This window comes from Sphingobium sp. BHU LFT2, from assembly GCF_018604485.1.
Taxonomy (GTDB): Bacteria; Pseudomonadota; Alphaproteobacteria; order Sphingomonadales; family Sphingomonadaceae; genus Sphingobium; species Sphingobium yanoikuyae_A.
Genome location: NZ_JAFCGW010000013.1, coordinates 126,524 through 142,570, shown reverse-complemented (window position 1 = coordinate 142,570; position 16,047 = coordinate 126,524). Strand labels below are relative to the sequence as shown.

The window sequence follows — 16,047 nt, the reverse complement described above, 5'->3', positions numbered from 1 at the left end:
ATGGAGTTGTGGTCAGGAAATCGCGATGGTCATGAGCGCCACCAATAAAAGGAACGCGGAAACACCGATCATGCCCGGTTGGCGATGGGCAAGCGCGCTGCCGATGATCGCGGAAAGGATGGCAATGGCTAGTGCCGCCCCGCTCTCCCGCGTTGCGGGTAGCGCCACGAGGCCTGCCGCGAGGATTTCGCCGCCGGCCACGAGGTAACGCAGCCGGGGGCCGTAACCGAGGCGCGCATAGCGCCTGCGGATGCGCACCGGCGCTGACAGATTTAGAACGCCGCCCGCCATGAGGAGGACGGCAAGGATCCAGGGTAACAGGTGAGAGACGCTCAAGCTTCATACCCTCCCCATGGATTTGCGTTGCGATCATGCTCCGGTACAGTCTCGACTGTGATCACTTTTTCGTACGCAAGCGCCCGGCAACCCGCCAAGGCGCTCAGGAAAATGAGCGCGGCAGGTGTGGCGGCATAGAGATATTCTCCAGCTCCGATCAGCGTCGCCAGGGCTGCTGTCATGACCGCCGTGCCAAGCGCGGCGCCGACGAGGCGGGTACCCGCAAGGATCAGCAGAATGACGCTGGCTCCCTCCATCGCCGCCGTGACATAGGGAAACCAGCGCGGATAGCCCCATGCGACATACGCCGCCATGGTCGCATCTGAAGCGGTGCCGTTGACGAGGCCGCCGATCAGGAAAAAGGCGGCCAGGCCCAACGGCAGAGCCGCGTCAGCGATCCGCCGCATTGGCCGCTACCTCTTGTGCCGACGATGCCAGCGCAGGACTGGCCGCCCGCCTTGGTTGCGCCTGCCCGTCCGCGCCGCTCTGCCATCCCCCGCCCAGCGCCTTGAACAGATCGACCCGCCCCGAGGAGAGTCGCTGGATCGAGCTCGCATAGCTGCTGCGCGCATCGAGCATCTCGCCTTGCGCCACCAGCACATCGAGGTAGCCGATCGAGCCGGCGCGGTAGCGCAGATCAGCAAACTTGTAGGCTTTCTCCGCACGATCCTGCGCTTCGCCTAGGGCGTCGAGCCGGCGTTGCTCGGTGGCGACGATCGTCAGCGCCTGCTCGACCTCCTTGAGCGCGGTGATGAGGCGGCCGTCGAATGCCGCAAGTGACGCCTCGCCCTGCGCCTTCGCCTGCCGGATGCGCGCCCGCGCCACCGCGACATTGGGGAAACTCCATGAGATGAGCGGCCCCAGCGAGAAGGTGAAGCTGTTGTCACCCCGTACGGAATCGTTGCGGAAGAAGTTGCCCGAGCCGCCCAGGCTGATCTTGGGATAAAGATCCGCGGTCGCCACGCCGATCCGTGCCGTGTCGGCAGCAAGCTGACGCTCGGCTTGCCTGAGGTCCGGCCGGCGCCGCAGCAAGGCCGCGCCGTCGCCGACGGGGATCGAGGCGGTGGGCTCGGGCGGCGCCGTGCATCTGCGCGCGGTCTCCGGCACCTGATCGGGGGTGGTGCCGAGCAGCGCCGCCAATTCGAACAGCGCGACCTGCTGCTGTCCTTCGAGCGCGGGGATGGCGGCGCGTGCAGTCGCGGTCGCGGCGCCGGCGCGCTCGACATCGAGCTTGCCGACCGATCCCGCCTTCTCCTGCTCGGAGACAAGCCTGAGGCTTTCGCCGCTGGCCTTGTAGGACTGGCGCGCGACATCCAGCGCGTAAGCCGACGAGCAGGCGTTGAGATAGGCGCGCGTGGTTTCGGCCGCGACCGTAACCCTCACCGCATCACGAGCCGCCTCGACCGCCGCCGCGTCAGCCCGCGCCGCCTGGACCGCACGGGAAACACGGCCGAAAAGATCGACCTCCCAGGACAGCGACATGCCCGCGAACTGCGACCATTGGGCGTCGCCCAGATTGCCGGGAAAGCCGGATTGGCCGCCGCCCTGGATGCCGTCACCATAGGTGACGCCGCCATTGGCGGTGGTGGACGGCAGTCTTCCCGCCCGTGCCTCGCTCAGCACTGCCCGGGCTTTTGCAAGGTTGGCGGATGCTACGCGCAGATCGCTGTTAGCGGCAAAAGCGCGGGTTACCAGGTCGTCGAGAGCGGGATCGTTGTAGAGCTTCCACCAGTCGTCGGGCAGCGCCGATGCCGGGTCGATCGCCGGCGCGGTGGTGACGAAGGCCCCGGCCGCTGTCGACGGCGGAGCAGGCGGCCGGTAGTTGGGCCCAACCGCGCAGGAGGAGAGCGCCAGGCCAGCAAGTGGTGCCAAGGGGTAGGAATATTTACGCATGGGCCAGCCCTCCTTCGAGCGGCGTGTCGGTGGGGGCATCAGTCGGCTCGCTTTCCGGCTTCGCTTTTGGCCGGTGGTCGGCTGCGAGCAGCGTGTAGACGGTCGGCAGCACGAACAGCGTGAACAGCGTGCCAATGAGCATGCCCATGACCACGACGATGCCGATCGCAAAGCGGCTGTTCGCCCCTGCGCCACCCGCGAATAACAGCGGCACGAGACCTGCGACCATCGCGGCGGTCGTCATGAGGACTGGCCGCATGCGGACGGCGGCGGCATGACGGATCGCCTCCATCTTGCCCCAACCTTCGCTATGCTGCATCTCGTTGGCGAAGGAGACCATCAGGATGCCGTGCTTGGAGATAAGGCCTATCAGCGTCACCAGGCCGATCTGCGTGTAGATGTTGAGCGTGGTGAAACCGAGGTAGAGCGGCACCAGCGCGCCGCACACTGCGAGCGGCACGGTGACCAGAATGACCAGCGGATCGCGGAAGCTCTCGAACTGGGCGGCAAGCACCAGGAAGATCACGATCAGAGCGAAACCGAAGGAAACAGTGAGCTGATTGCCTTCATGCACATACTGCCGGCTGTTCGAGAGCCAGTCGACGGTCATGCCCGGCGGCAGCGGCTGGCCCTTCAGGAAATCGACCGCCTGGCCCATGGTCACGCCGGGAAGCAGGACGGCCGAGAGCGTGGCCGAGTTCATCTGGTTGAACTGCGGGAGACGGTTGGGCTGCGGCCGCACCTCCACATGGGCTATGGTGGAAAGCGGCACCAGCCTGCCCGACGCTGCCTTCACATAGAACTGGCCGAGATTGTCCGGCGTCAGCCGCTTGCCTTGGGGCACCTGCGCGATGACGTCATAAGAGCGGTCGTGCCAGTTGAAGCGATTGACATAATTCTCGCCCACCATCACCGCGAGCGTGTCGGCGATGGCGGACATGCTCACGCCCATCTCGCCCGCCTTGCCCTGGTCGATACTGATGTGCGCCTCGGGGCTATCGAAGGCGAGATCGGTATCGACGAAGGCGAACAGGCCGCTGCCCCATGCCGCGCCCTTGAGCGCCTCGAGCGTCTTGTATATCTCGGGGAAGTCGTCCGCCGAGCGGATCACCATCTGCACAGGGAGGCCACCGCTGCCCGCCGGCAGCGGGCTGTCCTGGAAGGCGGTCGCGAACACGCCCGTTACGGCGCCTGTACGACCGGCGAGCTCCGCCTGGATTTGATCGCCGTTGCGCGAGCGATCAGCCCAGTCCTTCATGACGATGCCGCCAAAGCCGCCATTGGCATTCTGATCGCCGCCGATGCCGAAGAAGCTGTCCTTATATTCGGGAAGCGCGTGGAAGAGGCGCTCGACCTCAGCACTGAACCGCGCCGTATAGTCGACATTGGCATATTGCGGCGCCTTGGTCTGGACGAAGACATAGCCCATGTCCTCCTGCGGCGCCAACTCGCGCTGTGCACCCGTGAACAGCACCACGATGGCGGCCATGATCGTGATGCCCACGATCAGCACGGCCGCCCGCGCGGCAAGCGTCTTGTCGAGGAGCCGTACATAACCGCCCGTGACCTTGTGCATGCTGCGTTCGATAGCCTGAGCCAGACGCCCTTCCCCCATCTTCGAATGAAGCAGCGCGCCGCTCATCATCGGAGACAGGGTAAGCGCGATGATCCCGGAGACGATCACAGAGCCGGCCAGGGTGAAGGCGAACTCGCGGAACAGCGCTCCAGTGAGGCCGCCCATGAGACCGATCGGGGCATAGACGGCGGCGAGCGTGATGGTCATCGCGATGACGGGACCGATGATCTCGCGCGCGCCGACCAGGGCGGCATCGAAGGGTTTGAGGCCGTCCTCGATATGACGATGGATGTTCTCGACGACGACGATGGCGTCGTCGACGACGAGGCCGATCGCCAGCACCATGGCGAGCAGCGTCAGGAGGTTGAAGGAAAAGCCGAAGGCCAGCATCAGTGCCGCCGTGCCCAGCAGCGAGAGCGGGATGGTGACGACCGGGATGATGACAGCGCGGAACGTGCCAAGGAACAGGAAGATGACCACGATCACGATGACGATCGCCTCGATCAGCGTATGCTCGACTTCCTCGATCGAAGCGTCGACGAACTGGGCCCGGTCGAACACGTTCGTCACCTTGAGGCCGGGCGGCGCGACACGCTGAATGTCGGGGATCAGTGCCTTGACGGCTTTTACGATCTCAAGAGGATTACCATCAGGCGTGGGTGAAATGGCGATCGTCACGCTCGGCTTGCCGCCGGTGAGGAAGCTGCCGTCGTAATTCTGCCCGCCCAGTTCGACGGTCGCGACGTCGCGGACACGAACGACACTCTCCTGCCCCGTCTTGATCACCATCTGGCGGAAGGATTCGACGTCACGCAGGTCGGTGCCCGCGGTGATGTTGATCGCGGTGCTCTCCCCCTTGAGCTGGCCGGGAGCTGCCTGCACGTTGTTGGTTCGCAGGGCAGCCGCGAGGTCGCTGGCGGTAAGGCCGCGCGCCGCTAGCTTCACCGGATCGACCCAGATACGCATGGCCAGCGGCGCCCCGCCGGTGACGGGCGCGGAAGCAACGCCGGGAACCGAGGTAATCAGCGGTTGGGCCACGCGCGTCGCGAAATCCGCCATCTGCGGCGCGGACAATGTATCGCTCGTGAAGGCGATATACTGGATGGCCGAGGCGCCATCGGTGATCTTGGCGATCACGGGATCGGTGACGCCCGCCGGAAGCCGGTACTTGACCTGCTGCACCTTGGCGAGGATCTCGGTCATGGAGCGATCGGCATTGGCGTTGAGGACCAGCTTCGCCTTGATCTGGCTCTTGCCTTGAAGCGAAGTGGAGGTCAGATACTCGATGCCGTTAGCGGTCGCGATCGCCTGGGCTATCGGTGTGGTGACAAAGCCCTGCATCACGTCCTGCGAGGCGCCCGGAAGCGACGTGTCGATCGTGATGGTCGCGCTTTCCATGCCCGGATACTGCCGGATCGGAAGCGCGAACATGGCGCTGAGGCCTACAAGGAGGATGAGCAGGCTGACGACGATCGCCAGGATCGGGCGGCGGATGAATATGTCGGTGAAGGCCATCTCAGCGTCCTCCCGCCTGAATGATCTTCGCGACCTTGAGCTCGGCCCCTGGCTGAACGCGAAGCTGGCCTTCCGAGACCACGACGTCGCCGCTCTTGAGCCCCTTCTCGATTACGACGTTGTTGCCGACGCGCCGCCCCGTCTCGACGGGTACGACCTCAGCCTTGCCGCCCTTGCTTGCGTCCGTGCCGCGGATGACGATGACGCTGTCACCCTGCGCGGAGGTCTGGATGGCTGTGGCGGGCACGACGATCGCGCCCGTCTGGGGCGGCAGGGTGAGCGAGGCTGTCACGTACATGCCGGGCCGGAGCGTGCCACCCGGATTGGGCAAGAGCGCCTGGACACTGACGTTGCGGGTGTCTTCGCCGATCTTGGGCTCGACCGCGTTGACGCGCGCGCTGAACGTCCGGCCGGGATAGGCATCGCTGGTCACGATCACGGATGAGCCGGGCTTGAGGCGCGCCAGTTCCTGTTGCGGCAGTGCGAACTCGACATAGAGCTGGTCAAGTGCGGTCAGCGTCGCCACTGGATCGCCCGGGTTGAGATATTGGCCGAGGTTGACGCGGCGGATGCCGATCTCGCCCGAAAAGGGCGCGCGCACCTGTTTCTGGACGAGGCGTGCATCGATCTGGCGCACGGCCGCGACGGCCTGGTCGCGCTCGGCTCGGCGCTGTTGCAGCAGTTCGCGCGGCTCCGCGCCGGTGGGGGCAAGCTGCTCCGAGCGGGTCAGCTGGACGCTGGCGAACGCCGCCCTTGCCTGGGCGGCTTGCCGGTCGGCCCGCTCGGGCCCATCGAAAAGTTGCACCAGCAGCGATCCCGCACGGACCTGAGCGCCCGCCGTGATGTTGAGGGCCGCGACGCGGCCTGCAACCTCAGGCGAGAGCGTCACTTCGCGCACCGCCGTCAGCGTTCCCACCGCCTCCAGGCCTGCAGGAACGTCGCGGGGCGCAGCGACAACCGCCGCCACCGGAACCGCCTGCGGCTGCCACCCCTGCCCCTGCCCGGTCTTGATCGAACGCCACAGGAAGAGACCGCCGAGAAGAACGGCAAGGGCGACGAGCGTGATGATGATGGTGCGGATCTGGGGCCGCTTCGAGCGGTCCTGTTCGGGAATGTCGTGAAGCGGATCGGTCATGCCGTCACCTCGGGGCTGGAGGGATATGCGGCGCACGCGGCCAGGACCCATGATCCCGAATGCGGCTTGAATGCGGGAAGCATGGGCTTCATCGTCGCGTCTTCCTGTTCTGCTGGTTATCCTGCGCCGCTCTTGTGAAGACGTGCGAGGGGCGTTATTAAACAAGCTATGGCTTTGAAAACTGAATCACCTAATATGTCAAGCTATAGCTTGGAAAATTATGCCTGGCAGGTGAAGACGCCAGCCGATCGCATCCTGATGGCCCTCAAGATGCACGGCGCGCTCTCATCTGCCGCGTTGGGCAAGCAGCTCGGCATCACTGGAGAGGCCGCGCGTCAGCAGCTTCTGCGTCTCGCAGAGCAGGATCTCGTAACCTCGATCAGCGAGGCCCGGGGCGTTGGCCGCCCATCGCTACTATGGAACCTGACGCCTGCGGCACAGTCCCGTTTCCCCGATACCCATGCGAGCCTGACCGCCCAGCTTCTCGAAATCATCCGGTCTCACATGGGCGATAGCGCGCTGGAGACGATCATCAATGTACGCGAGGCAGAGACCCGCGCGCGGTACCAGGACGAACTGTCAGGAAAGGACAGCCTTGCCGAGCGTGTAGCAGCGCTTGCCGCGCTACGTTCCGAAGAAGGTTACATGGCCCAGTGGCGGGAAGAACCGGACGGGTCGCTTCTTCTCATCGAGAACCACTGTCCCATCTGCGCGGCGGCCATCGCATGCGCCGGCTTCTGTCGCGCCGAACTCGAAGTCTTCCGGTCCGCGCTCGGTCCCGGCGTCTCCATCACGCGGGCTGAGCATATCATCGAGGGCGGGCGGCGATGCACCTATGTGATCCGGAAGGAGGGCTACACTTGAGGGGAGCGGCGCCTGTCCTTCGCTGCCTTTGCCCAGCGGAATTCCTGGTGAAGCAATGAACCTCCGGGCAGAAGTATGCAATTCTGCCCAGAAGGCTTCTTTTCCGTCCTGCGTTTCTGACCGCGTGGTTCGCGCGCGAGCATAGCATTGCGCAAAACTTCGCAACGCCTCAAGGCGCCGATCGGCAAGCGGCGTTGCCATTTCTGAGCCGAACACACGTCTAAGCCACTTGCCCGTCCGGCTTTGATACTGCTGGTCTCGTACGATGCGTCCCGTCAGCGCATCGGACAACCCGATCCGCAATGCGCTGAGATCCCATTCGTTGAGTGGACATGAACTTTCGAGCGTCACCCGATGCCTTGCGGCTGAAGATGAGGTCGTACTGACTGCTGGCCCGCCGACCCGGCCCGGCGTCTCGGGGGCGGGCTCCGGATGGGGTCGGCGAGCCTGTAGAAGCATGCAGGCGGGAGGGGGGTACATACTCTGCGATGCCTCTACAATAGGGAAGGAACCGGACATAGCGCGGCCGGTTCTCGAGCGCTGAGGGAACGGCCTGCTGCTCAGGACATCTGTCATATTTGCCGGCTCCCTACCGTTCGCCACCGAGCTTGTGGCCGTTAACCGAATCCTCTATACGACCTCAACAAATATTGAGGTCAAGTAGGAAATGTCGGTCGCCGATAGCAACGATGAGTTAACCGTCGGTCAGGTCGCCAAGCGCAGCGGCGTTCCTGTCTCGACAATCCATTTCTACGAAGCGAAGGGCCTCATTCAGGGATGGCGTTCCGCAGGCAATCAACGGCGCTACTCTCGCCGGATATTACGCAGAGTGGCTGTAATACGAATCGCACAGCGCGCGGGGCTCCCCTTGGCGATCATCAAGGAGCATCTCGATGCGCTGCCGTCTGAGCCGATCTCGGCAAAGGCATGGCGCAGCCTTACGCAGAAATGGCGAGCGCTCCTCGATGACCGCATCACCAGCCTTTTGCAGCTTCGCAATCAGATGGAAAGCTGCATTGGCTGTGGGTGTTTGTCGCTCGAGGATTGTCCGTTACGCAATCCAGGTGATCTGCTGGCCAGTGAAGGTGCCGGCGCGAGGCTGCTGGTCACGCGGGCTGACGCTCTCGATAGCGGAAAAACAAAGGAATAGCGGGCCTAAATCCTTCCCGGCAAATCCAATACAACGACCTATGCAATAAAGGAATGCGCCATTCCCGCAATCATGAAGCGCTTTTATGCGAACCCCTCTCTGTGTGTAAACGCACTCTGCTTCTTACCAGTTTGTCCGGATCACGCCAACAGAGGCTTTGCATCGACAAAGCGTTTCCTGCTCTGGTTGGCATCGCTATCTCACCATCCCGTGGCATTTAAGCAGTAGTTCCAGGCTGACAGTGTGTCGGGCTTCCACGCAGGCTTTGGACAGTCGGAAAGGTCGTTCCCGGCGTCATTTTCCTGTCGGCATTGGCTCGTGAAAGACCTTCTCGCCAAAGCGAGCTCTTATCCGACGCAAGACCGAACCCGAGTATCTGAGCTGCCTCCACGTTGTGGGACTGTGATAAAGGCCAATTGCCACCCGGTAATCTTTTGCCGCACGTAGCCCGGAAAGAAAGATCCATCGCGCAGTTTCAGCATTGAAGCAGGGATCGAAGCGCAGCCAGTGTCGCACCTGGTGTTCGGAGTGCCCGACTTGCGCGGCGATGCGCGGTACCCACCAGCTGTTGATCTGCAAGGGTCCAAGATCATGCGAGCCATTGCTGTTAAGGACTTCAGCACCGATCCAGCCTGCTTCCTGATCTCGCAGGCCCCAAAGCGTCTTCTCCAGCCACGCATGCCCCATCGACGCCTGACGTATGCAGAAAGCTATATGCTGTTCCTCCTGAACTTTTTCGGGCGCCGCCATGGCCCGTTCCGGCGATGCTGCAAGCAGCGCAGTGGCTGCCCATGTCGTGCTCGAGAGAAGGCGCCAAATCACCCTGCCCGCCCCGGCTTTGCTCGATGAGGCTTCACGGGAAGCGTGGCACGGCCTGGTGCTTCAGGCACTGCTATCGGGCCACCAGTCACCAGGGCAAGCAGCCTCCGACCGGATATGATTTCGACGTGGCTGCTGTTGTCGATGGATTCCCGGCTCTGCGGTCCTGTTCGGCCGGTATGGATGAAAAGGCCGCGACAGTTTCTGGCCCGGCACAGCGCTTTGAAAGCGCTGACATGTTCGGGCCGGATGGCCGTTGCATAGCGCTTGGCCTGGATGAGCCAGAGAGCGCCGTCGATCATCACCTTTCCATCGATGCCGCCATCGCCGGTGTAGCGGTGGTTTCTGATGACCCTGAAACCACGACGCTCGAAACTTTCGAGCAGCAATTCCTCAAAGGCGAGCGGATCCATGCTTCTTAGCCTGGCATAGAGGAGTTGGGGCGGTTGCAGGCGATCACGGCCGCGCAGTTGCTGCGCCATGACCCTTGCCTGCCTGCGACGCCATCGATGCCGCAAGGGCACGTGAAAGCGGCGCAGGACAAGGGCCAGGAGCACCAACGCGACAGCGAGCAGGATGAGGAGCATGGGACGAGTCTCTATCGTTCGGGACCGGGGGAGGGTTCGAGTTGAGGTGCGGGGGATGGCGACTGCCGTTCAGGATGCGTTGTCGAGGGCTCGATCCGGGTGCGAGCCCGATCGAGAATACCCTCGAGAAACCGGTCGAGGACCTGGGCGACGCTTCGGGCGCCTTCCGCGATATGCTCTGCTGTCCCTCGTGGCCCGCGATCCCGGCGAGACAATTGCCTTTCAAGGGCTCGATCCCGACGCGACGTTCGGTCCTTTTCCTGTTCGGCCTTCAGCGTCGCCAGGCGCGCTCGCTGCCGGTTCGTGAACGGACCGACGCGGTCCTGGTCCATGCGTCCAAGGCCCTCGGTGGAGGACGTCTTCTCACCCGACTGGCGCTCCAGCTTGGCGACAAGTTCCTTGACGTTGTTGGTCCAGAGCCTGACGCCGTACATGGCGCGCGTAATGGCAGTGTAGAAGTTCTGGGCATTGACCAGCGGCGATTCCACGGGCGCCAGCAGGAAGACCCGCGGATAGGTCTTCGACTGGGAGGAATATACCGTCTCGGCATAGCCATGGTCCCAGGTCTTGTGCTCTGACAGGTCGACCTGTTGTACACGGCCGTCCCGATCCCATCGGATGGTAGCAAGGTCACCGTCCAGCTTTTCGACAGTGCCGCGCTCGGCGTTGCGCAGATCGAGATCGCGATTGACCAGGCGCCACTGGATACGATCCCCCTCGGCCAGATCACGCTCTTCGGGGTTGAAGACATTGATGTGCCGGGCCCGTGTCGTCTGAGGATCCCAGCGGATCATGCGCCCCTGTTCATCGACAAGGCGCACGACCTGCCGGCCGTTAGGCTCCCGTCCGAGCCCTACGACGCGATAGTCCGTATGCCGGGCAACGCCGAGACCGGCGATGTCACGGTCGAAGCGCACCACCTGCCCTGCTCCGTAGAAACGGCCCATATGTTTTTCGATATCGGTGAAGCCTGCCGGGGCGAGGATCGAGAGCCTGCTGTCTTCGGCTGCCAACCCATTCTCGTTCTTGAGCGCTTCGCGGATCTTGCTGTTGACGATGAGGCGCGTGGCGTTGTCGAGCACGAGGATGTTAGTGCCCGCCCGGGAGTCGGGCTTGAGCCTCACCCAGGCGTTGACCACCAGCGCGGCCATGGCCTCGTTGTCGGTGACGGTCGTTACGCTGTCGAGATTCTTGAGCGACTGCTCGAAGTTGCCGGCCCTCGCCTGAGCGACCGCTTCCTTGATCGTACGGGTTTCCTGGCGAACCGCCTCGGTCAGTTCCACCACCGGCAATCCCAGCCGGCGCATCAGCCAAAAGGGCTTGCCCTGTTCGATGGCGCCGGTCTGCTTCTCGTCACCAAGGAACAGGAGCCTCGCTCCGGTTATCCGACTGATCTCGAGCAGCCTTCTGGCCTGGCGGTTGCCAAGCTGACCGGCTTCGTCGAGCACGAGCACATGGCGGTCCGTTATGCCATGGCCGCCACGCGCTACAAAGCTGGCGACCGTGTGCGCGTCGATATTGGCCTTTTGCCCCAGTTCCGCAGCCGCCGATGATGTGGGCGCCAATGCTATCAGCGTCGTTCCTGGTTCCGCCGCTTCGCCCAAGACCCGCACCAGTGTCGACTTGCCCGATCCGGCAACGCCATGGATCCCGGTGACGCGATCCCGCGACATAGCGGTCTCGACCAGGGCCCGCTGCTGCTCCGCATTGAGCGTCGTCTTTTCCAGTACGGCCAAAAGCCGGTCGCCCGACGCGATCGGCCGGGCGTCGTCGAGGCCAAGAGCAATATTTTGGGTAAGTGCCAGTTCCAGGCGCCACGACTTGCGGGTGGTGCGTCCATGCGTGAGGATCCTGTCGCCCGTTTGCTCGTGGGTCGGCAGCAGTTTTCGCATGAGTTCATGCGTCTCGATCCGGGAGCGCAGGTCCTCCAGCCGCATTTCCCCGACATGGGCTGCAAGCCCCGTGCGCAGGATATCGCCGAGATTGTTGACGGCTTCGGCGGTTTCCAGTTGCCGCAGGCCGAAAAGGGCAGCGCGTGACGCCGTGCGTTCGGTCGGGGGAGAATGCTGTCCCTCCCGTTCGCGTGCAACGGCAGCGATCTTTTCAAGCTTTTCGAGTTGGTCGCCAGTCCGTTCATGCCATTGCACAGTGAGTTCTTGCGCGCCGATCTTCACCTTGGCCTTGCGGGTGGCATAGAAGGAGGCACGCTGGGCTTTTTGGCCGACCAGGCCATGTTCCCGGGCATGCTCCTCGATCGCCTCTGCGCGCTGCGAGAAGCGCTCGATGAGTTCCTTGGGCACGCCTCGTATCTCGAACAAGCCAGTGCGAGGATCGAACTCGACCTCATAACCAGTTTCGCGAAGGCTGAAGGCGAGCGCATTGCGATAAATCTGCCCGGCGACGCGCTGCTCACCATACATGACGCGGCTTTCCAGGCTCGCCATCGGATCGCCATCCTGGCGATTGGTCATATTTAGAACGACCAGATGGGTATGGAGGTGCGGATCGAGTTCCCGGCTGCCATGCTCGGTGAAGCGCGCGACGAGAATGCGCCCCGTGGTCTCATGAACGATCTTGCCTTCCTCGCGGCGGCGAAGTTGTGCCTGTTCCTCCAGATAGGTGATGGCAGCTGTGACAGCATGTTCATGTGCGGCGAGCACTCGCTCGTCCCCCGCCACCAGTGCCATGATCGACACGGATTTCGGGGCATTGACGGCAAAGTCCCAGCCGGGATGATGCTCGATTTCCTGGTCCGCGCGGTGTCGTCCCAGTTGCTGATCGCCGACGTTGCCGGCAAGCAGGTCACGAAACTGCCTGGCGTCGACGGGATCGGAAAGGCCGAGGTCGGCAGCAAGTTTGCCACCCCATTCGGACGGCTCGTTGCCGCCCTTGGTGTAATAGTCCCCAACCGTATAATATCGGGCGATATTGGCGGGCTGGCCGTGGAGACGTTGCGGCTGGATCATGCCGGCCGTGACGGTTCGCGCGGACCATCGTCCCGCTCATGTTGCACCAGGTCGGAGCGGATTTCGCCCTGCTTGCCGGCCAGGATCGTCCAGGCGAGCCGGGGCGGAACCGGGAGTTCAGCGTCTTCCTCGTTCAGCAGAATGGCTTCAACCCGCTGCGTATCGACGTGCGGCTCAGGCGGCTGGAACAGGTCCGGTTGCCGCGGCGGTGATTGGGGCGGTAGTTCACTGCTCGTCGCCTCGTCCGGGGAACTGGCCGGCAGTTTCGTGGGCGGGGGCGGCGTCTGCCTCGCTTCCCGCTCGATCGCCTCCCGCACGCGCGCTTCGGCGTGGGCGATCCGGGCGAGCTTCTTCGCGTTATCGATCTGAATGGGGGGCTCCGTCCGCTCGATAAAGGCGGGGCCGAGCGAGGGAATCTCATTGAAGCGGCTGTCGAAGCGGACAACGGGCAGATTGCGGCCGAAGCGCAGAAATCCGACCAGGTTAGGCAGGTTGGTGACCTCGGTCGGCATCACCAGCGGCCGCGTCACCTGCATGCGCGAGAGGTTGACGCCATCACGCATGTCGTTGACGCCATAGGACATGCCCTCATTGGCCTCGACCTGCTCGACCTGACCCAGATTTTCCGACACATGTTTGGCCGTCGCGGTATCGTTGGCCCGCAACGCTACCCATGTGGAACAATAGCCGGTGATGGCAGCGGCATCCTGAATGCCGTAAGTGGCTTCAAGCTGGGGATAGGACTGGAACCCCAATATGCCGCAGCCGCCATATTTACGGGCCCGGGCAAGGAAGTCGGAGAGTGACGGCAGCTTCTGGAGCGTCGGCAACTCGTCGATCACGCAATAGAGACGCCGACCGCGGTCCGGCGTGAGGCTCATGATCGCGCTGATCGCGATATCGAGCCAGACGGTGATCAGGGGCCGCAACGAGGGCAACTGATCTGCCTTGACGGTGATAAAGAGCCAGCTCCCTTCCTGACCCTTCTTCACCCAGTCGCGGATCGAAAAGCCATCCTCGGTATCGTCGAGATACCCGAAGCTGCGCATGACCGACGCCAGTTCCGCCTGAATGCCTGCCGAGGTCCTTTCGCCTTCGGTGCTGATGAAGGCTGCTGCATCCGTCCCGGACACGAAAGCGGCGAGATCCTTCAGTTTGGAGCGTAGCAGCCGGTCGAGCAGCACCGAGACATAGGTATGCTTCTGCCGCGCGAGCTTGCGCATGACCGCGACAAGGGTGCCCCGCGCGGCCTTGGCCCAGAAAGGATCGCCATGCTTCTCGGGGATCGTCGACTCGGCAATCTGGTCATAATGATAATCGCGCGGCACATCGACCCAGGGCGACCAGCGCGCCGTGCGCTGATCGAGCGGATTGAGCAGCATGTCCGTGCCCTGGCGATAGAATTTCTCGACGAAAGTGCCCGCCGTGTCGTAGACGATCGCACGCCTCCCCGACTTGCGAATGCCGTCAAGCATGCCGTTAATGAGGTTGGTTTTGCCTGTACCCGGCGCGCCGCACAGAAGGATATGCTCGGGTTCGAAGGCTTCCGGGACCGGGACATTGCCTACGACCAACGGTCCCTTGCGTTGCGGCCAGAGTGCGCGCTTCACTTGCCGGATGGTACCGAAGCGGGCGCCCCGCAGATATTCGTTGGAGCCAAGGCCCCTGCCCGTCCGCGTGAAGTAGAACCATGCCCATCCGAGCATGACGAGGGTGAACAGCCCCGATAGAAGAGCGCCGTGCAGAAGATAGATCTCGAACTGGTGCAGCGTCTTCTTTGCCAGGGTCGAAGCGACCAACCAGTCCGCGGACGTCCAGTAGGATTGGCCTGCGGGCGTGCGAAACTGGACCGGATCGTTGGTGCCGCCCGCTGCGTCGACCTTGATCATCGCCTCCGCGAGCTTGACGAGCACGAAGCGCTCATATTCCGTCGATTTTTCGAAGGCATACCAGAGCGCGCCGATGATCCAGATGATCAACCCGGCCAGCATGGTCTGGTAGAAGACCTGGGTGGTCATGCGGACATTGTGGACGATCGCTTGCCCGCCCCGTGTCCAACTGCCCAGCGTGTCGTTGCGAAAGATGCTCACGAGGCGTCCTCCTCGCCCAGCAATCCGCGTTCAGCAAGTATGGCGCGGGCCTGCGCCATGCCCTGCTCCAATGCCGCGGGCGATCGCTGACCGACCGACGTCGCGAGGATCGAGAGGATCTGGATGGAGGTGGCGAGAATTTCGTCTTGCGAGGAGAAGACGTAGCGCTTGCGCTCATCGACCGCTTGCTCAAGCACCTGGCGGATGAAGGCGGATAGCGAGAGATTGGCGCCATGCGCGCGTCGCATCAACGCGACATGCAGCGCTGGTTCAAGACGGAAATTGACCTTGGACAAGCGAAGGACCTCCGTAATCGGATACCTTCGCAGATGTCATGAAGCATTACCCGTTTAGTGGAATTTTCTGGATTCTGCAATACGCTCTACCCTGCCCTCCCACGATCTAAAGCTTGAGCGTCATCGTGGAAGTAATTCGGCATGCAGGGCTGTGAGTGCATTTGCGAGTGACTCGCATTAAAGAAAAGTGCTAACCCATCTTGGTTTTAATGGTGTGAGGGAGTTGAGAGTGTCGGATGGGAAGGCCCCGCTCAAGCTCTTCCTCTCGCATCGCGCATCCCTGATCCGATACGCCAGACGAATGGCGGGCAACACGGACGATGCGGAAGACATCGTTCAGGAAGCATGGCTGCGGACCACCACCGGGGCTGCCAAATTGCCGGCCGCAGAGATGATGGCCTATTTGCGGATGACAGTGCGCAACCTCGCCCTCAACGGCATTCGACGCAAGAGGATAGAGGCGCGCATATTTGAAGCAGAGGGTGAAACAGAGACAGTCGAGATCCCTTCGGAATTGCCGGACCCCGAAGCCACCGCGATTTCACGCGATGAATATGCGCGGATCATCGCCGCGTTCAACGGGATGCCGGAAAATATGCGCAAGGCAGTAGAAATGCACAGGATCGGTGGGGAAAGGCTGAAGGACATCGCCGCGCATCTGGGTGTCTCTACGACCACCGCGCACACGCTCGTCATCAACGGCATCGAGCGCTGTCGAGCCGAAGCGGATCGTGGACCGGCATGAGAAATTCCGAGTGCTGCCGAAAAATCGCGCCGCTCGGTTGTTTAATCAATAAGGGAGCTATTGTGGCAACGGTCC

At 62.8% G+C, this 16,047-nt stretch carries 13 protein-coding genes; 3 read left to right on the top strand and 10 right to left on the bottom strand.

Annotation, left to right across the window (positions count from 1 at the left end; all coding sequences use genetic code 11):
* Positions 1 to 12: 12 nt before the first annotated feature.
* Genes JQK15_RS20715 through JQK15_RS20695 form a run of 5 tightly spaced genes read right to left on the bottom strand, consistent with a single transcriptional unit; the run spans position 13 to position 6,455 of the window.
* Positions 13 to 336 (bottom strand): DoxX family protein, encoded by a 324-nt coding sequence (locus JQK15_RS20715; protein WP_214867422.1) that lies wholly within the window; start codon positions 334 to 336, stop codon positions 13 to 15.
* Positions 333 to 743, bottom strand: a complete 411-nt coding sequence (locus tag JQK15_RS20710; protein WP_214867420.1) for a DoxX family protein — start codon at positions 741 to 743, stop codon at positions 333 to 335. Before JQK15_RS20710 ends, JQK15_RS20715 begins: the two co-directional genes overlap by 4 nt.
* Positions 727 to 2,229 (bottom strand): efflux transporter outer membrane subunit, encoded by a 1,503-nt coding sequence (locus JQK15_RS20705; protein ID WP_214867418.1) that lies wholly within the window; start codon positions 2,227 to 2,229, stop codon positions 727 to 729. The genes JQK15_RS20710 and JQK15_RS20705 overlap by 17 nt, the downstream gene beginning before the upstream one ends.
* Positions 2,222 to 5,320: an efflux RND transporter permease subunit gene (locus JQK15_RS20700; RefSeq protein ID WP_214867416.1), complete on the bottom strand. Its 3,099-nt coding sequence runs from the start codon at positions 5,318 to 5,320 to the stop codon at positions 2,222 to 2,224. Before JQK15_RS20700 ends, JQK15_RS20705 begins: the two co-directional genes overlap by 8 nt.
* A gap of 1 nt (position 5,321) precedes the next feature.
* The gene (locus tag JQK15_RS20695; RefSeq protein WP_214867414.1) at positions 5,322 to 6,455 is read right to left on the bottom strand and encodes an efflux RND transporter periplasmic adaptor subunit; all 1,134 of its coding nucleotides are present in this window, start codon (positions 6,453 to 6,455) and stop codon (positions 5,322 to 5,324) included.
* Positions 6,456 to 6,665: 210 nt separating this feature from the next.
* On the opposite strand from JQK15_RS20695, the gene JQK15_RS20690 reads away from it, so the two are divergent.
* A complete protein-coding gene (locus JQK15_RS20690; protein WP_251007911.1) occupies positions 6,666 to 7,319 on the top strand; it encodes a helix-turn-helix transcriptional regulator in 654 nt (217 codons plus the stop codon).
* Positions 7,320 to 7,986: 667 nt separating this feature from the next.
* A complete protein-coding gene (gene soxR, locus JQK15_RS20685) occupies positions 7,987 to 8,469 on the top strand; it encodes a redox-sensitive transcriptional activator SoxR (protein WP_214867410.1) in 483 nt (160 codons plus the stop codon).
* Positions 8,470 to 8,763: 294 nt separating this feature from the next.
* On the opposite strand, the gene JQK15_RS20680 is transcribed toward soxR, so the two are convergent.
* From JQK15_RS20680 to JQK15_RS20660, 5 genes are all read right to left on the bottom strand, one after another.
* A complete protein-coding gene (locus tag JQK15_RS20680) occupies positions 8,764 to 9,219 on the bottom strand; it encodes a lytic transglycosylase domain-containing protein (RefSeq protein ID WP_251007910.1) in 456 nt (151 codons plus the stop codon).
* A 68-nt stretch (positions 9,220 to 9,287) separates the two neighbouring features.
* Positions 9,288 to 9,875, bottom strand: coding sequence for a restriction endonuclease (locus JQK15_RS20675; RefSeq protein ID WP_214867408.1), 588 nt, complete (start codon positions 9,873 to 9,875; stop codon positions 9,288 to 9,290).
* 11 nt (positions 9,876 to 9,886) lie between these two features.
* Positions 9,887 to 12,841, bottom strand: a complete 2,955-nt coding sequence (gene mobF / locus JQK15_RS20670) for a MobF family relaxase (protein WP_214867406.1) — start codon at positions 12,839 to 12,841, stop codon at positions 9,887 to 9,889.
* Positions 12,838 to 14,931 carry a type IV secretion system DNA-binding domain-containing protein gene (locus tag JQK15_RS20665; protein ID WP_214867404.1) on the bottom strand — a complete coding sequence of 698 codons (2,094 nt, stop codon included), beginning with the start codon at positions 14,929 to 14,931 and terminating at the stop codon, positions 12,838 to 12,840. Before JQK15_RS20665 ends, mobF begins: the two co-directional genes overlap by 4 nt.
* Positions 14,928 to 15,227 carry a CopG family transcriptional regulator gene (locus JQK15_RS20660; protein WP_214867402.1) on the bottom strand — a complete coding sequence of 100 codons (300 nt, stop codon included), beginning with the start codon at positions 15,225 to 15,227 and terminating at the stop codon, positions 14,928 to 14,930. The genes JQK15_RS20665 and JQK15_RS20660 overlap by 4 nt, the downstream gene beginning before the upstream one ends.
* Before the next feature lie 229 nt (positions 15,228 to 15,456).
* On the opposite strand from JQK15_RS20660, the gene JQK15_RS20655 reads away from it, so the two are divergent.
* Positions 15,457 to 15,972 carry a sigma-70 family RNA polymerase sigma factor gene (locus JQK15_RS20655; protein WP_031299104.1) on the top strand — a complete coding sequence of 172 codons (516 nt, stop codon included), beginning with the start codon at positions 15,457 to 15,459 and terminating at the stop codon, positions 15,970 to 15,972.
* Positions 15,973 to 16,047: the final 75 nt, after the last annotated feature.